The sequence below is a fragment of the Pseudomonas sp. NFACC32-1 genome, from assembly GCF_900101215.1.
Classification (GTDB): domain Bacteria; phylum Pseudomonadota; class Gammaproteobacteria; order Pseudomonadales; family Pseudomonadaceae; genus Aquipseudomonas.
Genome location: NZ_FMUL01000001.1, coordinates 489,558 through 509,976 on the forward strand (window position 1 = coordinate 489,558; position 20,419 = coordinate 509,976).

At 63.3% G+C, this 20,419-nt stretch carries 22 protein-coding genes; 7 read left to right on the top strand and 15 right to left on the bottom strand.

What is annotated here, in order from left to right; translation table 11 throughout:
* Positions 1-67: 67 nt before the first annotated feature.
* The 3 genes from BLP99_RS02140 to BLP99_RS02150 form a co-directional block, all read right to left on the bottom strand.
* Complete coding sequence (locus BLP99_RS02140; protein WP_072430404.1) at positions 68-967, bottom strand: hydroxymethylglutaryl-CoA lyase; 900 nt, start codon at positions 965-967, stop codon at positions 68-70.
* A gap of 63 nt (positions 968-1,030) precedes the next feature.
* The gene (locus BLP99_RS02145; protein ID WP_072388823.1) at positions 1,031-1,432 is read right to left on the bottom strand and encodes a MerR family transcriptional regulator; all 402 of its coding nucleotides are present in this window, start codon (positions 1,430-1,432) and stop codon (positions 1,031-1,033) included.
* A gap of 132 nt (positions 1,433-1,564) precedes the next feature.
* Complete coding sequence (locus BLP99_RS02150) at positions 1,565-2,494, bottom strand: LysR family transcriptional regulator (RefSeq protein WP_072388821.1); 930 nt, start codon at positions 2,492-2,494, stop codon at positions 1,565-1,567.
* A gap of 175 nt (positions 2,495-2,669) precedes the next feature.
* On the opposite strand from BLP99_RS02150, the gene BLP99_RS02155 reads away from it, so the two are divergent.
* Entirely contained in the window at positions 2,670-3,899 is a 1,230-nt protein-coding gene (locus BLP99_RS02155; protein ID WP_072430405.1) for an acyl-CoA dehydrogenase, read from the top strand.
* 225 nt (positions 3,900-4,124) lie between these two features.
* Here the strand turns inward: BLP99_RS02155 and BLP99_RS02160 are convergent, their stop codons facing one another.
* The 8 genes from BLP99_RS02160 to BLP99_RS02195 all read right to left on the bottom strand — a co-directional run bounded on the left by BLP99_RS02160 (position 4,125) and on the right by BLP99_RS02195 (position 12,456).
* Entirely contained in the window at positions 4,125-4,994 is an 870-nt protein-coding gene (locus BLP99_RS02160) for an isocitrate lyase/PEP mutase family protein (protein ID WP_072388815.1), read from the bottom strand.
* Positions 4,995-5,217: 223 nt separating this feature from the next.
* Positions 5,218-6,252 (bottom strand): arginine N-succinyltransferase, encoded by a 1,035-nt coding sequence (gene astA / locus BLP99_RS02165; RefSeq protein WP_072388811.1) that lies wholly within the window; start codon positions 6,250-6,252, stop codon positions 5,218-5,220.
* A 61-nt stretch (positions 6,253-6,313) separates the two neighbouring features.
* A complete protein-coding gene (locus BLP99_RS02170; RefSeq protein ID WP_072388809.1) occupies positions 6,314-7,330 on the bottom strand; it encodes an arginine N-succinyltransferase in 1,017 nt (338 codons plus the stop codon).
* Between the two features lie 130 nt (positions 7,331-7,460).
* On the bottom strand, positions 7,461-8,810 hold the full coding sequence (locus tag BLP99_RS02175; RefSeq protein WP_072458024.1) for an APC family permease: 1,350 nt from the start codon (positions 8,808-8,810) through the stop codon (positions 7,461-7,463).
* Positions 8,811-8,866: 56 nt separating this feature from the next.
* Positions 8,867-9,619 carry an N-formylglutamate amidohydrolase gene (locus BLP99_RS02180; RefSeq protein ID WP_072388805.1) on the bottom strand — a complete coding sequence of 251 codons (753 nt, stop codon included), beginning with the start codon at positions 9,617-9,619 and terminating at the stop codon, positions 8,867-8,869.
* Positions 9,603-10,955 carry a type I glutamate--ammonia ligase gene (locus BLP99_RS02185; RefSeq protein ID WP_072388803.1) on the bottom strand — a complete coding sequence of 451 codons (1,353 nt, stop codon included), beginning with the start codon at positions 10,953-10,955 and terminating at the stop codon, positions 9,603-9,605. Before BLP99_RS02185 ends, BLP99_RS02180 begins: the two co-directional genes overlap by 17 nt.
* Positions 10,952-11,596: a cysteine hydrolase family protein gene (locus BLP99_RS02190; protein WP_072458021.1), complete on the bottom strand. Its 645-nt coding sequence runs from the start codon at positions 11,594-11,596 to the stop codon at positions 10,952-10,954. The genes BLP99_RS02185 and BLP99_RS02190 overlap by 4 nt, the downstream gene beginning before the upstream one ends.
* A 2-nt stretch (positions 11,597-11,598) precedes the next feature.
* Positions 11,599-12,456: a MurR/RpiR family transcriptional regulator gene (locus BLP99_RS02195; RefSeq protein WP_072458020.1), complete on the bottom strand. Its 858-nt coding sequence runs from the start codon at positions 12,454-12,456 to the stop codon at positions 11,599-11,601.
* Positions 12,457-12,754: 298 nt separating this feature from the next.
* Here BLP99_RS02195 and BLP99_RS02200 point away from each other — a divergent pair, with 298 nt between their 5' ends.
* Positions 12,755-13,327: a histidine phosphatase family protein gene (locus BLP99_RS02200; RefSeq protein ID WP_072388797.1), complete on the top strand. Its 573-nt coding sequence runs from the start codon at positions 12,755-12,757 to the stop codon at positions 13,325-13,327.
* Between the two features lie 2 nt (positions 13,328-13,329).
* Positions 13,330-14,085, top strand: a complete 756-nt coding sequence (cobF, locus tag BLP99_RS02205) for a precorrin-6A synthase (deacetylating) (RefSeq protein WP_072388795.1) — start codon at positions 13,330-13,332, stop codon at positions 14,083-14,085.
* On the opposite strand, the gene BLP99_RS02210 is transcribed toward cobF, so the two are convergent.
* Together BLP99_RS02210 and ftrA are read right to left on the bottom strand one after the other, a co-directional pair.
* Entirely contained in the window at positions 14,064-14,495 is a 432-nt protein-coding gene (locus BLP99_RS02210; RefSeq protein WP_143007926.1) for an FAD-dependent oxidoreductase, read from the bottom strand. The two genes, cobF and BLP99_RS02210, sit on opposite strands and share 22 nt — an antisense overlap.
* Positions 14,496-14,845: 350 nt before the next feature.
* The gene (gene ftrA / locus BLP99_RS02215; protein WP_072388791.1) at positions 14,846-15,805 is read right to left on the bottom strand and encodes a transcriptional regulator FtrA; all 960 of its coding nucleotides are present in this window, start codon (positions 15,803-15,805) and stop codon (positions 14,846-14,848) included.
* A 96-nt stretch (positions 15,806-15,901) separates the two neighbouring features.
* Here ftrA and BLP99_RS02220 point away from each other — a divergent pair, with 96 nt between their 5' ends.
* The 4 genes from BLP99_RS02220 (at position 15,902) to BLP99_RS02235 (ending at position 19,313) form a co-directional block, all read left to right on the top strand.
* Entirely contained in the window at positions 15,902-16,336 is a 435-nt protein-coding gene (locus BLP99_RS02220) for a rhodanese-like domain-containing protein (protein ID WP_072430409.1), read from the top strand.
* A 248-nt stretch (positions 16,337-16,584) separates the two neighbouring features.
* The gene (locus BLP99_RS02225; protein ID WP_072388787.1) at positions 16,585-17,364 is read left to right on the top strand and encodes an ABC transporter substrate-binding protein; all 780 of its coding nucleotides are present in this window, start codon (positions 16,585-16,587) and stop codon (positions 17,362-17,364) included.
* A 57-nt stretch (positions 17,365-17,421) separates the two neighbouring features.
* Entirely contained in the window at positions 17,422-18,534 is a 1,113-nt protein-coding gene (locus tag BLP99_RS02230) for a succinylglutamate desuccinylase/aspartoacylase family protein (RefSeq protein WP_072430410.1), read from the top strand.
* Positions 18,535-18,599: 65 nt separating this feature from the next.
* Positions 18,600-19,313 carry an alpha/beta hydrolase gene (locus tag BLP99_RS02235; protein WP_072458018.1) on the top strand — a complete coding sequence of 238 codons (714 nt, stop codon included), beginning with the start codon at positions 18,600-18,602 and terminating at the stop codon, positions 19,311-19,313.
* 106 nt (positions 19,314-19,419) lie between these two features.
* On the opposite strand, the gene BLP99_RS02240 is transcribed toward BLP99_RS02235, so the two are convergent.
* Positions 19,420-20,007 carry a DcrB/PsbP domain-containing protein gene (locus tag BLP99_RS02240; protein WP_072430412.1) on the bottom strand — a complete coding sequence of 196 codons (588 nt, stop codon included), beginning with the start codon at positions 20,005-20,007 and terminating at the stop codon, positions 19,420-19,422.
* 101 nt (positions 20,008-20,108) lie between these two features.
* Positions 20,109-20,393, bottom strand: coding sequence for a hypothetical protein (locus BLP99_RS02245; protein ID WP_072430566.1), 285 nt, complete (start codon positions 20,391-20,393; stop codon positions 20,109-20,111).
* Between the last annotated feature and the right edge of the window lie 26 nt (positions 20,394-20,419).

Consider the following 20,419-nt stretch of genomic DNA (forward strand, 5'->3'; position numbering starts at 1 on the left):
TGTAGATCTGACAAATTGTTTCCGTGTTACTCGTTTGGCTGTCCCCCAAAGGGGGGCGGTAACACCTTCACTGTGCACTGAGGGCCTTGGCGACCCGTGAGCCGGTCGGACGACCGAGCACGCTGCAGATCTGTCGGCCCGCGGCGATCAAGGCGTCCAGGTCGACGCCGGTTTCAATGCCCAGGCCATTGAGCAGATACAGCACGTCCTCGGTGGCGACGTTACCGCTGGCGCCCTTGGCGTAGGGGCAGCCACCGAGGCCGGCAATGGAGCTGTCGAACACCGCGATGCCTTCCAGCAGGCTGGCGTAGACGTTGGCCATGGCCTGACCGTAAGTGTCGTGGAAATGCCCGGCGAGCCTGGCGCGAGGCACCTGCTCACCGACCACCTCGAACATCTTGCGTGTGGCGCCCGCGGTACCGGTGCCGATGGTGTCTCCCAGGGACACTTCGTAACAGCCCATCGCATACAGCTCCCGGGCGACCCATGCCACCTGCTCGGGCTTGACCGCGCCTTCATACGGGCAGCCCAGCACACAGGACACGTAGCCCCGCACGCTGACGCCGTTTTGCCCGGCGGCCTCCATGATCGGCGCGAAGCGTTCCAGGCTTTGCTTGATGGAGCAGTTGATGTTGCGCTGCGAGAACGCCTCGGACGCAGCCGCGAACACCGCCACTTCCTTCACGCCGGCCGCCAGAGCGTCTTCGAAACCCCGCAGGTTCGGTGCCAGGGCGCCATAGGTCACGCCGGGCTTGCGCTGGATTTGCGCGAACACTTCGGCGGAGCCGGCCATCTGGGGCACCCACTTGGGCGAGACAAAGCTGCCGACCTCGATGTAACCCAGGCCAGCGGCACTGAGGGCATCCACCAGGCGTACCTTGTCAGCGACACTGATGGGGTGGGCTTCATTCTGCAGGCCGTCACGGGGACCGACTTCGATCAAGCGTACAAAGGAGGGAAGGGACATGGAGATTGACCTGTGGTAGTGGATGCGCCCGCTCCCAAAGGGGCTGGCGTCGTTATTGGGTCGTTACTGGACAGCTTCCTGTCCCTTGAGCGTTTGCTCCAGTGCCTGGATGCAGCGTTCCTCGGCCGTATCGAGTTCCAGCTTCATCTGCTCGATGTCCAGCAGTTGCTGTTCGAGTTGTTCCCGGCGCTCGGCGATTTTCGCCAGCATGCTGTTCAACTGCTTCTGGTTACCGCTGGAAGGGTCGTAGAGTTCGATCAGTTCGCGGCATTCGGCCAGGGAAAACCCGATGCGCTTGCCGCGCAGGATGAGCTTGAGGCTGACCTTGTCCCGTGGTGAATAGATGCGTTCCTGGCCTCGTCGCTCAGGGCTCAGCAGGCCCTGTTCTTCATAGAAGCGGATTGCTCGGGTCGTGATATCAAGCTCCCGGGCAAGATCGGAGATGCTGTAGGTCTGGCTGCTCATGGACGCGCTCGAAACGAAAGGTGCTGGCGCTAAGCTAATGGCAGGTTGACGTTCACGTCAAGCATGGGGGCTGCGCTACGTTGGAGCATGAATCGGTGGGAGCGGGCTTGCGCACTCCCACCATTTGATCCTTCAGACTTTGTCGAGCTTCTTCTCGTGCGCCGTCACCTGCTGGCACAGCTCGATCATCTGTTCGCGCATCCAGCGGTTGGCCGGGTCCTGGTCGGTGCTTTCATGCCAGTAGAGGTGGGTCTCCACCGGCGGCACGTCGTTGACCGGTAGCAGGAAGGCGTGCAGGTCATGGCGACGCGCAAAGCGTTCGGGGACGGTCATGACCATGTCGGTCTGCTGCAGCACCTGCGAGGCCATCAGGTAATGCTGGGAGCGCAGGGCAATCTTGCGCTGGATACCCATCTTGCCGAGGGCCAGGTCCACATAGCCCAGGCCGTTGCGTCGGCTGGAAATATGCACGTGGGTCTGGGCCAGGTAGTCATCGAGGCTGAGTTTTTCCTTGCTCGCCAAGGGGTGGCCTTTGCGCATGGCGCACACATAACGGTCTTCCATCAGCTTGACGTGACGCACTTGAGGGTCGGTGTTGAGCGGCGCGTCCACGGCAAAGTCGAGGCGGCCGGCGGCCAGTTCCTTGGTGGTTTCCCGGCGCTTGGACAGGAAACTTTCGATGGCCACCGTGGGCGCCAGGCGGCGCAGGCGCTGGAACAACGGCGGCAGGATCACCCCTTCGGTCAGGTCGGTCATGCTGATGCGGTAGGTCTTGACCGCCTGGAGCGGGTTGAAGATCCGGCTTTCCTGTACCGACACCCGCAGCAGCGACAGGGCATTGCGCACCGGGCCGATGATGTTCTGGGCCATGGGCGTGGGCACCATGCCCTGGGCGGTGCGCACGAACAGCGGGTCGTTGAAGGTTTCCCGCAGGCGCGCCAGGGCGTTGGACACTGCCGGCTGGGTGATGCCGACGATCTGCCCGGCGCGGGTCAGGTTGGCTTCGGTGTAGATCGCATCGAAGACGATGAAAAGGTTGAGGTCGACCTTGCTCAGATTCATTGCGCTGCACTCTTGTTCTTGGACTTGGTGAGGTGCCGGAAGGCGATGCGAATCAGTGAAACATATATCGGTGATGAATGTTAATACACGCCGAGAATAGGTTAGGTAAATTTTCGTAGCTGAACTAGCATCGATTTCATGACCTAAAACAACCTCTGCCAAGAAGGTGCTGCCCATGGATTTTGCCTATTCCCCCAAGGTTCAGGAACTGCGTGAACGCGTCACGGCGTTCATGGATGCCTACGTCTACCCGGCCGAAGCAGTGTTCGAACGACAAGTGGCCGAGGGCGACCGCTGGCAACCCACGGCCATCATGGAAGAGCTCAAGGCCAAGGCCAAGGCAGAAGGCCTGTGGAACCTGTTCCTGCCCGAGTCCGAGCTGGGCGCCGGCCTGACCAACCTGGAATACGCGCCACTGGCAGAGATCATGGGGCGCTCGCTGCTGGGGCCGGAACCGTTCAACTGCTCGGCGCCGGACACCGGCAACATGGAAGTCCTGGTGCGTTACGCCAATGAAGAGCAGAAGCAGCGCTGGCTGGAACCGCTGCTGCGGGGTGAGATCCGGTCGGCCTTCGCCATGACCGAGCCGGATGTGGCCTCTTCGGACGCGACCAACATGGCTGCCCGGGCCGAGCGCGACGGCGACCAGTGGGTGATCAACGGCAAGAAGTGGTGGACCTCGGGCGCCTGCGACCCGCGCTGCAAGATCCTGATCTTCATGGGCCTGAGCAACCCCGATGCGCCGCGCCACGCCCAGCATTCGATGATCCTGGTGCCGGTGGATACCCCCGGGGTCAAGATCGTCCGGCCTTTGCCGGTGTTCGGTTACGACGACGCCCCCCACGGCCATGCCGAAGTGCTGTTCGACAACGTGCGGGTACCATACGAAAACGTCCTGTTGGGTGAAGGACGAGGCTTTGAAATTGCCCAGGGGCGCCTCGGCCCCGGGCGCATCCACCATTGCATGCGGTCCATCGGCATGGCCGAGCGGGCACTGGAATTGATGTGCAAGCGTGCCGTCAGCCGTACCGCCTTCGGCAAGCCGTTGGCACGCCTGGGCGGCAACATCGACAAGATCGCCGACTCGCGGATGGAAATCGACATGGCTCGCCTGCTGACCTTGAAGGCGGCCTACATGATGGACACGGTCGGCAACAAAGTAGCGAAGAGCGAAATCGCCCAGATCAAGGTGGTTGCGCCCAACGTCGCCCTGAAGGTCATCGACCGTGCGATCCAGATCCACGGCGGCGCGGGGGTTTCCGGCGATTTCCCGCTGGCCTACATGTACGCCATGCAACGGACCCTGCGCCTGGCGGACGGCCCCGATGAAGTCCACCGCGCGGCCATCGGCAAGTTCGAGATAGGCAAATACGTGCCCAAGGAGATGTTGCGTAGCGGGCGCTGAAGGCCTGCTTCACCCTGGCAACGCCATCGCGCTCATCACAGATCCCCTGTGGGTGCGAACGTGCTCGCGATGGCGTTGCTACATCCGGCACGCATGCAAGCTGAACCACCGCCATCGCGAGCAAGCTCGTTCCCACAAGGAGTGTGGGGGGCGAGACAGGTGTCGCACCGCAAACCTACTGTGGGAGCGAGCTTGCGATGGCCGCTTCCCGGACAGTGCGTTTTCTTACTCCTTGACGCTCATGTACTCCTCGGCCCAACGGATATATTCCTCGGGCTGGGTGTAGGTGTGGGTCAGTTCGGTGGCGCTGAGGTCCGATGCCTGGGTGAAGATCTGCCGTTGCTCGCGAAGGCTGTCGTACGTGGCCTTGATCGCGGCGAAGTAGGCGCCGTGGCCATCGATGGTAACCCGCACGCCCAGCTCGGCCAGGCGCTTGTCGTCCCGCAGGAGCGGATTGCCGTAGGTGACGAGCATCAGCGGCACATTCAGGTTCTCGCTGATCTTTTCCAGGTGATCGAAGTCCTGGACACCCACCATGCAGATCCCGTCCGCCCCGGCACGTTCATATTGCTGGGTACGGCTGATGACTTCCTGGACCGGCAGGATGCCGGCGTTGGTGCGGGCGATGATCGCCATTTCCGGATCGACGCGGGCCTCCAGCGCCGCGCGGATCTTGCCGACGCCCTCGGCGACGCTGATCAGGTCCGTGGACTTGCGCCCGAACTGGGCCGGCAGCAGCGTGTCCTCGATCGTCAGGGCGGCCACCCCGGCACGCTCGAGCTCGATGATGGTGCGCATCACGTTCAGGGCGTTGCCATAGCCATGGTCGGCATCGGCGATGACCGGCAATTGGGCCACGCGACCGATGCGGGTGGCCTGTTCGGCGAATTCGCTCAGGGTGATCAGCGCGAAGTCCGGCGCCCCCAATACTTGCAACGACGCGACCGATCCTCCCAGGATCCCTACTTCGAAACCCAGGTCGGCGGCGATGCGCGCCGACATCGGGTCGAACACCGAGGCGGTGTGATAGCAGGTCCGGGAAGCCAGCAGTTGACGAAAGCTACGGCGTAAATCTTGATGGGAAAGCCTGGACATATGAGTTCCACCAATGGAATGGAAGGGCTTGAGCAAAAGTGTCAACGCCGAAGGAGCCAAAGGCTATCACGTGGCAAGCGCAAGGAGGATGACGAATGCGCATGGGCTATGCCTTGCGTGCAAGTACGGTGAGTTCGCGGGCGATGGCTGATGGAAAGATACAACGATCCCGCTGCACGGTGATATGTCTTGTGTTTTGCGCCGCGAGCGTTGCAGGCCCGCGCTAAGCCGCCGCAGCCTGGCGTCCCTGACCGAGCAGCGGCACGGCGCGCACCGTATCGCCCGGCTGCATCTGCAGGCGTTTGACGGTAAGGCGATCGACCAGCAGGCTGTGGCCGTGCTGATGGGCCCGGGCGCTGGTGACGCGGCAGTTCGCCAGGCGCCGGTTGTGGATCAGCCAGACCGGTGCCTGTTCGTCCAGCGTGCCGATGGCCAGGGCCAGTGACTGGCTGTCACGCACGCTGCGGATCTTCGACACTGGCGCCTCGATCACCGGGCCCCCGTCGAAGATATCGATGTAGCCCTTATGGCTGAAGCCCTCGGCGCCGAGAATCTTCAGGGCCGGTTCAGTGTTCGGATGGGCACGGCCAATGGCGGCCTGTGCCTGTTCGGTGAGCATGCAGGTATACAGCGGCTGGCGCGGCATCAACTCGGCAATGAAAGACTTGTTGCCCATGCCGGACAACTGATCGGCATAGCTGAAGTCTTTCTTGAAGAAGTGTCGTCCCAGGCTGTCCCAGAATGGCGAGCAACCGTTCTCGTCGGCATGGCCTCGCAGCTCGGCGATGAGTTTCTCGCCGAACAGCTGGGAGAATTCGGCGACGAACAACAGGCGCGCCAGGGACAGCAGGCGCCCGTTATGGCCGTGACGCTGGGCGGGGTGCAGGAACAGGGAGCAGATTTCCGATTGCCCGGTCATCTCGTTGTTGAGAAACAGGGTGGGGATCTGCCGCTGGATGCCCAGTTCCGGGGCCGAGCTGACGGTGACCCCGACCCGATAGTTGTACCACGGCTCCCGCAGCCCGACGGCACCGGTCAGGGCGCTGATGCCAACCACTTGGCGGTCGTCGTCCTCCAGCACGAACAGGTAGTCGGCGTCGGCGCGCTCGACCTGCCCGGCAAAGGTGCGCTGGGCCCAGCGTACGCGGTGGGCCAGGCGTTCCTCGTTGGCCGGCAGGCTGGTGAACCCCGGCCCGGCGCAGCGCGCCAGTTCCAGCAAGGACGGCAGGTCGGTAATGGCGACCGGGCGGACAATCATGATGCGGCTCCTTCGTCGTGTCGGCCTGGGCGCAGGACCAGGACAGGACTTCCCGTGACGTTCATAGGGTGATCACCCGGATCCGTTCGCCTTCGTCGATGTCCAGCGCGGCGAGCATGTCGGGCGTCAGGGCCACGGGCCCCTCGGCGGCGACATCCAGCTCGGCCACGATGGCGCGATAGTCTGCAAGGCGGTCGTTGCTCACCAGGTAGCGGCCCCGGGCGTCAATCTGCGAGCTCTTCCAGGTCTGGACCATGCGACTTCGGGCGATGGAGCGGATGTTGGCGATACGGGCGTGCAGGGTTGGCCCGCCGTCGAACAGGTCTACATAGCTGTTGGTCTCGAAGCCTTCGCGCGCCAGGATGTCGAAGGCTTCCTGGCCATCGGGATGAACCCGACCGATGCAGGCCTGGGCCTCGGGCGGCAGCATCGGCACATAGAGCGGGTACTGGGGCATCAATTCGGCGAGGAAGGATCGGCTTTGCAGGCCGCACAACCGTTCGGCTTCGACGTAGGGCAGGTCGAAGAAGTGCTGGCCGATTGCATCCCAGAATGGCGACTGGCCGTCATCGTCGCTGTAACCGACGATTTCGGTGATGACCGATTCGGCGAAGCGTTGCGGATGCGCGGCGATGAACATCAGGCGGGCCCTGGACAGCAACTCCGATTCCGCCGTGCGCACCCGGTCGGCGTCGATGTGGAAACCGCGCAGCAGCGTCTGGCCCTGCAGATCCTGGCACAGCGACAGTGCCGGTACGCCATGCTGGATGTTCAACTCCCGGGACTCGCTGGAGAACGGGCGGTTGCGCAGGCTGTAGAACGGTTCGTTGCAACCGGTGCTGGCGAGGATTTCGGAACAGCCCACCAGGCGCCCGGAGACCAGGTCCTGCAACACGAAAAAATAGTTTTCTCCGCCAGGTGCTCGCACATCAGCCTCGAACGATGCGCACGAGTCGAGGATTTTTTCTCGCAGGCGCTCGATGTCGTCTGGAAGCGACGTCACCCCCACCAGACTGTCACGGGCCAGTTGCTGCAGTTGCGGCAAATCGCTTGGTTGAACTGGACGTAAGGCCAGCATGGATTGCACTCCTGTTCCTGAGCCCGGTGATCTGCACCGGGCTTGACGATCACTGTCGATGTCCACGCGTCGTAACCGTTGTGTTGTCGCAGCGCGATGACCGACAACCCCTTGCGATCATCGCTGAACCTCAATGACCTGCCGGATCGGGCAGGGCCGTGCTGGCGCCGAATTTATTGAGCAGGCACAGATAGACGACGCCCGCTGCGATCCAGACCAGGCCGAGCTTTTGCGCGTCCACGCCCATGTTGTACATGATGGCCGCGACGATGCAGAAGCCGATCAGTGGGCAGATCAGGTGGCGGACCACTTGCCCGGACCGCTGGCGACGCCAGTAATGGTTGATCACGGTGACATGCAGCAGCATGAAACCACTCAGTGCGCCGAAGTTGACCAGTGAGGTCAGGGTATCCACGGCATTGATGAACAGGTAGCAGATCAGCAGCGACAGCACCGCCACCAGGTAGATGCTCAGGTACGGGGTGTTGTGTTTTGGATGGACCTTGGCCAGCACCTTGGGCAACTTGCCGTCCCGGGCCATGCCGAACAACAGGCGCGACACCGCGGCTTGGGAGGTGATGGCCACGGCCACGCCCCAGGACAGCGCGGTGGCGACGGCCGTCATGGTGGCCAGCCAGCTGCCGGCGGCCAGTTCGGCGATTTCATAGAAAGCGGTATCGGCGGACTTGAAGCCCATGCCGGCCGCCAGGTCCGTGGCGATCCAGGTCTGCACCACGAAAATCACCCCCATGACCAGCAGCGTGAGCATCGCGGCCTTGCCGACACTGCGACCCGGATCGCCCTTGATTTCTTCGGCCAGGGTGGAAATGGCGTCGAACCCCAGGAACGACAGCACGGCGATCGACACGGCCTGCATCAGCAGGGCGAAGTTGAAATGCTCCGGACTGTACAGCGGCGCCAGGGTCAGTTGGCCGTTACCCGCGCCACCGTGCAGGGCATTCCAGGCATAGGCCAGGAAAATCCCCAGCACCACCAGCTGCGCCAGCAGGAAGATGATGTTCATCCGGGCGGTGAAGGTGATGCCTCGCAGGTTGACGAAGGTCGCGCTCACGAGGAAGGCCAGGATGAAGCCGACCTTGGGAATCTCCGGGTACAGGTGATTCAGCGCCATGGCGGCGTAGACATACAGCAGCGGGGGAATCAGCAGGTAGTCCAGCAGCATCAGCCAGCCGGCGATAAAGCCTACATGTGGGTTGAGACCCCGTTGTGCGTAGGAATAGACGGAGCCGGCCACCGGAAAGGCCCGGGCCATGCTGCCATAGCTCAGCGCGGTGAACAGCATCGCCACCATGCCGATGATGTACGCCAGCGGCACCATCCCCGGCGCCTCCGCGTTCACGTAGCCGTACACGCCGAACGGCGCGATAGGGATCATGAAAATCATCCCGTACACCACCAGGTCCGTCAGTGACAGGCTGCGTTTCAATTCCTGTTTGTAGCCAAATGCCTCGATACTCACAAGCCGTTCTCCTTTTCAGCCGATCATGGATTTTCAGGATGTCTTGCCGCTGTTTTCTACAGCAACGGCGCCAGGCAGGCGCTCCAGGCCCGTACTTCTTCGGGGCTGCGCAGCAAATCGTTGCGGACCTCGATCAGCACCGAATCCAGGCCGCGTCCATCGCCATGCACCGGAACCGTCATGTCGCTCAAGGGGCTGACCCGATAGGGCTGGTTCCCCGCCACCCGCAGCGAATGCCGGCTCAGCCCGTCGACGATGCGCTGGGCGTAGTCCGCCGCTTCTGCAAACAGCACGCCGGCTTCAAGACTGCGGGGCTGACCGTAGAACACCGGGGTGAAGCTGTGGATGCCCACCACCCGTACCGGTCGCTGGTCGGCCAGGCGCTGGTCGATCAACGAGCGCAACCGGTCATGGAACGGGTGGAACAGGCACTGCTGGCGGTAGGCACGCGTGGCCTCGTCCAGGGACTGGTTGCCGGGAATCTGGTAGATCTCGCTCTGGGCTGGAATGCTGTCCGGCACGTGCAGCGGGCGGTTCAGGTCGATCAGCAGCCGTGAATAGTTGGCCGACAGCAAGGTTGCGCCGAGGGTCTCGGACAGGCATTCGGCCAGTGCCAGGGCACCAATGTCCCAGGCAATGTGTTCCTGGGCGGCCGTTTCATCCAGGCCCAGGTCGTTCAACGCCCCGGGGATGAACCGACTGGCGTGTTCGCACACCAGGATCAGTGGGTGCTCGGCGTTCTCCCGAAGCAACCGGTAGGCTGGCTCGGTGTACAGGCCCGATTCGGCACACTCAATAGATTCGCGCATAGTGCTCACAACGCTCGGCAGGTGACAGCGCCTGGGTCAAGGCCAGCTCCTCGGCCTTCAGGGCGAAGTAGGTTTCGACCAGCGGGCCGGGCAGGGCTTCGAGCAGCGCCCCGCTGTTACGCAGGCAATCCAGGGCCTGGGCCAGGTCGGTCGGCAGGGCGATAATGCCACGACTGCGGCGCTGTTCCTCAGTCAAATCGTCGGGTATTTCATCGGTGACGGCATTGAGTGCCAACCCTTGTTCGATACCCAGCCTCCCGGCGATCAATAACCCCGCCATCGCCAGGTGCGGCGAGGCCGTGGCGTCCATGGCACGGAACTCCAGGTTGTACTGGTTGGCGACCGGCCTGGCTCCCAGGCTGACGGTCGGGCAGATCCGCAGGGCCGCTTCGCGGTTGCGCTGTCCCAGGCACGCGTAGGAAGCGCTCCAGTGGTGCGGTTGCAAGCGTTCGTAGGACACCGGGGTCGGCGCGGTCAAGGCGCACAGGGCCGGCAGGTAATGCAGCACCCCGGCCGCCCAGTGTCGACCGAGGCTGGAAAGACCGTTGGCGCTGGCAGCGTCATGGAGCACCGGCTCGCCGTCCAGATCTTGCAGGCTCAGGTGCAGGTGCACGCCGTTGCACACGGCATCGGCCGACGTCTTGGGGGCGAAGCTCACCGCCAGGTCCATCTGCCGGGCGATTTCCCGGGTAATCTCCCGTACGTTCACGGCGCGGTCGGCCGCGGCGACGCCAAGGGCGGGGCGGCAGGTTATTTCGTACTGATGCTTGCCGTATTCGGGCAGGAACATCTCCGGTTCGACACCACCGGCCCGCAATGCGCCGAGCAACCATCCGGCGAACCCGGCCTGCTGGCGCTGGGCCTGGAGGCTGAAGGCCAGGCGATCGGGTTGGGGCTGGGAGGTGTCCAGCCTGAATTCATGTTCGAACGCGGCCAGTACCTGCAGGCCGAGCTCGGCCCGGTAGCGTTCCACTTCGTCGCGCAACAGCGTGCGCGGGCAAGCGGACCAGGGGCGACCGTCGGTTTCCCGCAGGTCGCAATGGATGTAGTCCAGCGCCGGCGCCTGGGCGTCGGGCCCCTGGTCGACGGTTACCCGGCTAGGCAGGTCCGGAATCAGTCGCAGATCGCCATAAGCGCCCCACGGATTGACCGATGCGATGATGTCCTGGGGGGTCAGCGCACTGTTGGCCGGCACCCAGCCGCAACCGGCGGTGACGTAGTGGGGCAGCTCATCGCTGGGGAACGAGCGGCCTCGGGTCACGCCGATCAGGTCGGTGCTGACCAGCGTGGTGACGGGAAGCTGTGCCAGGGGCGCTGCGCGGTCGAGACGGCTCACGGCTGCATCTCCTGCAAGCGGCCGAGCACGGTGTCGGTGTCGGCGATCCAGCAGTAGCCTTTGATCGCATTCAGGCAGGCCAGGTGGCGTTGTTCGGTGTAGGTGGCGCAGGCATCCTCCACCAGGGTGACCAGGTAGCCACGGTCGGCGGCGTCGCGTACGGCCATGTCGACACACTGGTCGGTGACGATGCCGGCGACGATCAGGTGCCGGGTCTGCAGGTTGCGCAGTACGTAGTCGATGTTGGTGGAGTTGAACACGCCCGAAGACGTCTTGGGCAAGACGATCTCGTTTTCCAGTGGGGCAAGCTCGGCGATGATCTGTGCCTCGGGGCTGCCCTTGGGCAAGTGCATGTCCGATAACTTGTGGTCCAGGGAGCGGTCGCGACCGTCGGTGGTGAGGCTTTCGATGTGGGTATGCAGTACGTTCTGTCCCGCCGCCCGCAGCCCCTGGAGCAGACGCTGCTGGTTGGGAATCACCCGTTCGCGGGCGCGACGGATGAAATAGTCTGCCTCGGGGGTGTCCAGGTGGGCATCGAATTGCGGTTCCAGCCAGGCCCGTTGCATATCCACCAGCAGCAAGGCGGTGTGGTCGCGGGTGAACGGCAGGTCCCTGGGTGAGCGGTGGGGGAGCGAGAACATCCTTATTTTTCCTCCAACAGGTGCGTGTTGAACTCTGCGCGCAGGGCATCGATGCCTTCCAGGCGTTCGGCCAGCGCCGGGCACTGCAGGGTCAGGCAGGCGACCAGCGCCTCGACCTGGGCCAGGGCCGGCACGAGGCTGTCGAAGGCCGAGACCGACGACTCCACCGGCGCGCTGATGATCAGGTCGGCCAGTTCGCGCAAGGGCGAAGTGTAGATATCGCTGAACAGCACGACCCGGGCATGACGTTCCTTGGCCGCGCTGGCCACGCGCAAGGCCTGGGCCTGGTAGCGACGATAATCGAAGATCAACACCACGTCCTGGCGTTGCACATCGAACAGCCGGTCAGGCAACTGGGCGTTGTCCTCGAGGGAAAAACAGCCGGCACGAAGCAGGCGCAGGTGAGTGAGCAGGTAGTGGGCCAGGAAGCTGCTGAAGCGTCCGCCGAAGCAATGCACCTGATGCCGGCTGTCCAGCAGCCACTGCACCAGGATGCGTACGTCTTCGGGTTGGGTCAGAGCCTGGGTTTCAACCAGAATCTGGTGGCTGGCCGCCAGGTACTGGCTCCAGGTATCGCCCTGTCGCAGTTTGGCCCGGGGTTGCAGCAGCGTGCGGGGGGAGCGCAGGCGATGGTCCATGTCCACCAGCAGCGCATCCTGGAATTCGGCATAACCGCCGAACCCGAGTTTTTTCACCAGCCGCACGATGGTCGGGTCGCTCACGCCGGCATGGTCGGCCAGACGCGACATCGGGCCCAGGCCGTTGCGTGGATAATGATCGAGCAGGGCACGTACGACCTTGCGTTCCGACGGCGTCAATACCAGGCCGGGATCGGTAATAAGGTCTCTGAGGGGAGGCATCCGTGCTCCTTGCGTGGATGGGTGTTGGATTTCTTACATAAGTCCTGAAAATAGTATTTATGTAGCGGGAGCTACATGTCCAGCGGTTTTTACGTTCCGTTTAAAATGCTCGAAAATGGTGCGAAAACGCCGTAGGACGGGGCCTCGCGCTGGTTTCAGCTGGAGTGTCAGCCAAAGCTTTTTTTCGTGTCCGAAATAACGCCTTTTTGGTTCGGATATTTGATTTCATATAAGGTGCCGAACACACAGACGGCCCAGCATGGCCTTTCCCGACTATCCCGATTGCGTGAGAACCTGCATGCAAGCCACCCGCCTGACCTTGATCTGCCATGGGCGCACCGCCGCCCAGAAACGCGGGTGCTTCGCGACCGACGAGCCGCTGGACGCCGCCTGGCTGGACAGGCGTCCGGAGGCGGGCAGCGGGTATGAACATGTCCGGCAACTGCTCTGCGCACCGGAACTGCGCGCCCGCCAGACAGCCGCGCTGTATGGGGCGCAGTTCCGGGTGGTCGAGGCCCTGGCCGACTGTGACCTGGGTCGATGGCGCGGGCTGTCGGTCGACGCGTTGCTCAAGGCAGAGCCGGAACGCCTGCAGGGCTGGCTGGACGATCCCGATGCCGCGCCCCATGGCGGTGAGTCGGTCACTCGGTTGTGTCGCCGTGTCGCAGACTGGCTCGCCAGCCTGGAAGAGGAGCCGGGACACCTGCTGGCTGTCACCCATCCGTTCGTGATCCGCGCGGCCCTGGTGAATGTACTGCACTGTCCGGCATCGGCGTTCAACCGTATCGACATCGAACCGTTGTCCGCCCTGGAGTTGCGTTTCAACGGGGTCTGGCGATTACGCACCCTGACCCCTGGGCAGGAGTCCTGAGCATGAAGAAGTTATCAGTCATCGGCATCGGGGCCGGCGATCCGGATTACCTGACGATGCAGGCGGTGAAAGCCCTGAACCGGGTCGACGTGTTCTTTCTCATGGACAAAGGGGCCGACAAGCAAAAGCTGATGGATCTGCGGCATGAAATCTGTAGGCGTTACATCGTGGATCGCACGTATCGTTTCGTCGAAGCCTACAGTCCTGAACGCCAACGCGACGACCGGGACTACCTGGACAGTGTCGAACAACTCAACCGTGCCAAGCAGGCGACTTTCGAAAGACTGATCGACGAAGAACTGTCCGATGGGCAGTGTGGCGGGTTCCTGGTATGGGGCGACCCGGGGTTGTACGACAGCACGGTTCGTATCCTGCAGGCGATTCTCGATACGGGGCGTTGCGATTTCGAATTCGAGGTCATTCCCGGGATCACCAGTGTCCAGGCCCTGGCTGCGCGACACAAGGTTCCCTTGAACAGCATTGGCGGATCGCTGGAGATCACCACCGGACGCCGGTTGGCGTCGGGGCAGGCGGGACAGGCGAGCAGCAGGGTGGTGATGCTCGATGCCGAGGATGCGTATCGCCAGGTGAACGATCCGGACGTGTACATCTATTGGGGCGCCTATGTGGGCACACCGGACGAAATCCTCATCGCCGGTCGGCTGGGGGAGGTGGCCGACGATATCGAGCGCACCCGCAAGGCTGCGCGGCAGGCCAATGGCTGGATCATGGACACCTACCTGCTGCGCAAACCTTGAGGCGGGTTCGTGGAAAGTCCCTGCCCGAGGGCGAAACCGACCGATAGGCCTGGATCCGCCTGAGCCATCCACCGCGCCGCGCTCATCTTGGCCAGCAGGCTTGTGTCGGACGGGACAGTCGTCACCGGCGCGGCAATGCCGGAACAGCCCGCCGCCAGGTAGAAACCCGAAAAACCGTCCACGTAGCCTCCCCAGGTCTCGGCCATTTCAATGTCCGCCAGGGCCGGGAACCGCATCCTGACTCGCTTGAGGATCTCGGCGACGGCGTCCGGCCTGGCCTCGGGATCGAGGACACGAATGTGCTCGAACGCAGTGGGTTTATCCGAGCCCCAGCCGGCCAGTCCTTCCGGACCGTGGATGAAAGATTTGCCGATGCCGACATCCATGGCGCCCAGACGCTTCATGAACATCGGCAGGAAGGCTTTCCCCGCGCTGCGTACCCGCCCGGCTCCGAATATCGGTGAGGTGATCTACATGCCGGACTTCGCACTGACCCGTCGCCTCGATGGCAGCTATACGATGGCTATCAGTGGCAAGGCACGGCTCGAAATCACTCCCCCCAGGGCCTGCGCTACGCTGCGCAACTGTCTCGTTCTTGCCTCATGCAATCGCAGGAAAGATCGTGTTGATGGCGAGTCACGGCACAATCTGCCACAGCCTCCAACAGCCGCAATCATCCTGTCGCCGACGTGCCGGGCCCAGCGGGTCGGCACCCGTCACGAAGGGCAGGGACAGCGGTTACATGGCCAGGCCCGGACGATCATCCGCGCCCGAACCGCTCCCGGTAGACCGAAGGCGCCACTCCGACGACACTGCGAAACGCCACGCGAAAACTCTCCACCGAGCGGTAGCCGCACAGCTGTGCGATGTTGTCGGTGGTGTCTTCGGTGCTTTCCAGCAATTCGCGGGCTCGTGCCAGGCGTTCATGTTGCAACCACGCCTTGGGTGACTGGCCGCAGGCCTGGGTGAAGTGGCGCAGGAAGGTCCGTTCGCTCATGGCCGCCTGGCTGGCCAGTTCGCGTACGCCCAAGGGTTCGTGGAGGCGCTCGCGGGCCCACTGCATGATGCCCGACAGGTCGCCGCGCGGCGTGCGGCTGACCGGCGAGGGGATGAACTGTGCCTGGCCGCCGGTGCGTTGGGGGGACATGACCAGGCGGCGCGCCACCGCATTGGCGATCTGGGCGCCGAAATCCCGTGCCACCAGGTGCAGGCAGGCATCGATGCCGGCCGCGCTGCCCGCCGAGGTGATGACCTGGCCCGAATCCACGTACAGCACGTCCGGGTCCACCAGGACGGCGGGAAAACTCTCGGCCAGTTCATCGGTGTAGCGCCAGTGGGTCGTGGCGCCCAATCCGTCCAGCAATCCCGCCGCCGCCAGTACGAACACCCCGGAGCAGATCGACAGCAGGCGCGCGCCTCGTGCATGTGCCTTGCGCAAGGCGTCGAGCAACGCCTCGGACGGCGGCTCGCTGCGACTGCGCCAACCCGGCACGACGATGGTCCGGGCTGCCTCGAGCAACTCCATGCCGCCATCGGCCAGGACCTGGAAGCCGCCCAGGGCCCGCATCGGACCGTCATCGACGGCAACGATCCGGTGTTCGTACCAGGGAAAATCGAACTCGGGCCTGCCCAGGCCGAAGATCTCGATGGCAATGCCGAATTCAAATGTGCAGAGGCCGTCGTAGGCAAGGATGGCCACCAGACCGGGATTGGGATGCATTTGGCGGAAAATTCCCACAGAGTGTCTTGTACGCCACTGTAGCGGTAAGCTGCAGGCGGATAAAGTCTCTCTAAGCCCTCTACTGGAGTACCTGCGATGACCAGCCTGGTTAGTGAAGTGCCTGCTGCCCCATCCGACGTTGCCCTGCAGCATTTCAGCCGTCGCCTGACCTTCGAAACGGATTGTTCCGACGTGCATGCCAGCCAGCAGGCCGGCAAGGTGGATTTTGTGCTGGTGGATGTACGTGGCCCCCTGGCCTTCGAGCGCGGGCATGTACCCGGGGCGATCAACCTTCCGACTCGTTCCATCACTGCCCAGGCGCTGGCGGCGTATCCGCAAGACACATTGTTCGTGGTGTATTGCGCGGGCCCGCATTGCAACGGCGCCAACAAGGCAGCGGTCCGCCTGGCGACCCTGGGCTATCCGGTCAAGGAAATGATCGGCGGCATCATGGGCTGGCTCGATGAAGGTTTCCGCCTGACCGGTTCGGTGGAGCGGGTGGCGGAAACGGCGATTGGCTGCGACTGCTGACGCTGGGAGCCATGGTGAGGGAGCCATTTCCTTGCCAGGGCGCCTGTAGGTTGTTTCGTAAACCCCGGGGCCTTCCAACAGGTCCGGGGCTTTCTGTAATTATTTGTCGCTTCGACATAATTCCCCGCCTGTGTGCCCCTCTAGACTGCCGGCCTCTTCGGTTTTTGCCGACCTGATGCTGTGGCCGGCCATGCCGTCGAAACTGCCAATTCCGTCAAAAAATAAAATCAGCGCACGCAGGAGAAAGAATGAAGAAGCTAGCGATGTTCGGTGCCCTGGCACTGTCCGTATTGTCCCTGTCGGCCGTAGCCGAAGACGCCAAGCCGATCCGACTCGGGATCGAAGCCGGCTACCCACCCTTTTCGATGAAGACGGCCGACGGCAAGCTGGCGGGCTTCGATGTGGATATCGGCGATGCGTTGTGCGAGCAGATGAAGGTCAAGTGCATCTGGGTCGAGCAGGAGTTCGACGGCCTGATCCCGGCGCTCAAGGTGAAGAAGATCGACGCGGTGCTGTCGTCGATGACCATCACCGACGACCGCAAGAAGAATGTCGACTTCACCATCAAGTACTACCATACCCCGGCGCGCTTCGTGATGAAGGAAGGCTCCGAGGTCAAGGACCCGCTGACCGAGCTCAAGGGCAAGAAAGTCGGTGTGCTGCGCGCCAGCACCCATGATCGTTTCGCCACTGACGTACTGGTGCCCGCGGGCATCAACCTGGTGCGCTACACCTCCCAGCAGGAAGCCAACCTGGACATGGTGGCCGGGCGCCTCGACGCCATGCTGGCCGACTCGGTCAACCTCGACGAAGGTTTCCTGAAGACCGATGCCGGCAAAGGCTTCGCCTTCGTGGGCCCGACCTACGAGGATCCCAAGTACTTCGGTGGCGGTGCCGGTATTGCGGTGCGCAAGGGTGACAAGGCCCTGGCCGAGAAATTCAACGCCGCCATCACCGAGATCCGTGCCAACGGCACATACAAGAAGGTGCAGGACAAGTACTTCGCCTTCGATGTGTACGGCCATTAATCGTAGAGACACCAAGGTGGCCACCGTCGACCGGTGAGCCACCTTTCTGGAGATTTCATGCAACGCATCGACCATACCCTGCCCTGGAGCCACCTGGGCACCGAGCGCCGGCTCAGTGTGTTTCGTTATGGCCATGGTCCGCGCAAGGCCTACATCCAGGCCAGCCTGCACGCCGACGAGCTGCCCGGCATGCGTACGGCCTGGGAGCTGAAGCAGCGGCTCAACGAACTCGAGGCCCAGGGGCTGCTCAAGGGCGTGGTCGAGCTGGTGCCGGCGGCCAACCCCATAGGCCTGGACCAGCATCTGCAAAGCGCCCACATGGGCCGTTTCGAGTTGGGCAGCGGCAAGAATTTCAATCGCTCCTTCGTGGAGCTCAGTGCCCCGGTGGCACAACGCATCGGTGATCGCCTGGGCGACGATCCGGCTGCCAACATCACTCTGATCCGCCAGACCATGTTGCAAGTCCTGGATGAACTGCCGGCGCCTCCTTCGCAACTCGAGGCGTTGCATCGCCTGCTGTTGCGCCATGCCTGCGACGCCGATATCACCCTGGACCTGCATTGCGATTTCGAGGCGGCGATTCACCTCTACGCCTTGCCGCAACACTGGCCGCAATGGCGCTCGCTGGCGGCCCGGTTGAAGGCCGGGGTGGCGCTGTTGTGCGAGGATTCCGGTGGCAGCTCGTTCGACGAGTCCTGTTCGACCCCCTGGCTGCGCCTGGCCAAGGCGTATCCCGACGCCGCGATTCCGGCGGCCAACCTGGCAACCACGCTGGAACTGGGCGGCATGGGCGATACCCGAGTGGAGCAGGCGCGGGCCAATTGCGAAGCCATTCTCGGTTTCCTGGCTGAGCAAGGCTTCATCGGTGGCGACTGGCCGCCCGCGCCGGAGCAGTGCTGCGAAGGGTTCCCGTTCGAAGGCACCGAGTACCTGTTCGCGCCACACCACGGTGTGGTGAGCTTCCTGCGGGAGGCCGGTGAATGGGTGGAGCGGGGCGATCCGTTGTTCGAGGTGGTCGATCCGTTGACTGATCGGGTTTCCACGGTACGGGCCGGTACCTGTGGCGTGCTGTTCGCCCTGGACCGTGGACGCTATACCCAACCGGGTATCTGGCAGGCGAAGGTGGCCGGGCTTGAACCGATTCGCACCGGCAAACTGATCAACGACTGATAAGTGCTGTCTACCTCACCGCGCGGTCGTTGCCGCGCGGCTATCGAAACGATGGAGGAAGATCGATGCTCAAAGCCCTCGCCCTGTTGTTGCTGCTGCCTGCCATGGTCCAGGCGCAACCCTCGTTGCACACGGACCTGCCCCTCAATTACCTGGCTCATGTCGATGAACAGGCCAGGGATCGGCCTCTGGTGATCTTCCTGCACGGTTCCGGCAGCAACGAACAGGACCTGTTCGAGCTCAAGGACGAGTTGCCCGAGGACTACAACTACCTCTCGGTCCGCGCTCCGAAAGTCATGGAACCTGGCCACTACCAGTGGTTTGCGAAGAAGGGCGAGGGCGCCTACGAGGGCGATTCGTCAGACTTGAAGGCCAGCGGCCAGATGCTGCTGGATTTCATCGCCAAGGCTCGGGCCAAGTATCGCACCGACGCCAGCAAAGTCTATCTGGTGGGCTTCAGCCAGGGCGCTATGATGAGCTACGAAGTCGCCCTGCGGCATCCCGAGGCCGTCGGCGGCATTGCCGCGATGGGCGGCAGGGTACTTTCCGGATTGCGGACCGAATTGACCCCCGATGAGTCGCGACGGGCATTGGCTGTGTTCATCGGCCATGGCACGGCCGACCCGATCATTCCCTACCATGACGGTACCGAGGCCGACACCTTCCTCAAGACCCTGGCCCTGGAGCCCGAATTCCACGCCTACCCAGGCGTTGGCCACACGATCAGCGCCCTGGAGGTGCAGGACCTGCGGGCCTGGCTGGAGCGCCTCAATCCCTGAGCGCCCTGGCTGAATCCAGGCGCCGTGGGGCGCTTCGCTCCAGAGACGATCGCACGAAAGCCCCGGTCCCCTTGGCCTCGATGCTGGTCGAGGCCAGGGCGATAACTCATTTCCCGGCGACGATCTGCTTGACCAGTGCCTCATGGCCGGCCTTGTCCCTGGCCCGGGAGATGATCTGCACCACGGCCATGCGTGTGCCGGAAGCGGCCAGCAAGGTGGTATCCAGGGTCGGTCCGCCGCCCTGGGTGGCACTGGTATCGAGCTGGCGCAGGCCGAGGCCGGTTCCTTTGCGGGTCAGGCTTTTTTCGCCCAGGACCTTGGCATCGGGCAGGGCCTTGGTGCGCTGGGCGGCGAAATCGGCCATGGTCCTGTCGAGGAATGGCCCATCGTCGTCCTTCACGTTCGCACCGTCGAGAATAGTGTTTTCGGCCGTGATCACTACGGTCTTGCTGGTGGCGTTGCTATACATCGTCCCCGTGGCCCCGGCGGTGCCCTGGGCGGCCTCCCCGGCGGGCAGCGGGGTCGCCGCGAATCCCTTGGGCAGGGTGAAGGCAAATTTCCCGCCCAGCATCGAGACCTTCCGCACGGGCAGGTCTCCAGGGTCCTTGGGCGGGGCCGAGTGGGCCGGCAATGCCATCAGGCTGGCCAGGACCGTCAGCAGCAGGGCGCTTGCGTGTTTATTCAGCAACGACATCGAAACTCTCCGCAGGGAGGCGTGTTGGAACGCCGATCATCCCACGGGCCTCGCTCCGGACTCCAGCGTCGGCAAGGGTCTTTACAGCGAGACTGCCCGCTTCAGTCAGGTTCGACATCCAGCTGCAGGCAGTCGTCGGGCAGGCGTTCGGTGCGTCGGACAATACCGCTGATCTTTCGACCTTCGGCACTGAACACGACGATCTGGGCCTTTTCCAGGTCCTCGGGCAGGGGCGGTTGCACGCGCAATGCGAACCATGGCGGCTCGGCGTCATCGAGGCGTTTGACGTCGAAACGGCAATGAACGCTCTTGGTCTCGCGGCCAAACAAGGTGTCCAGACCGTAGTCCAGGTGTGTGCCGTGGTCGGTTGCAGGGGGCAGGGACATCGCAATCTCCTGGCTGAATGCGCGAC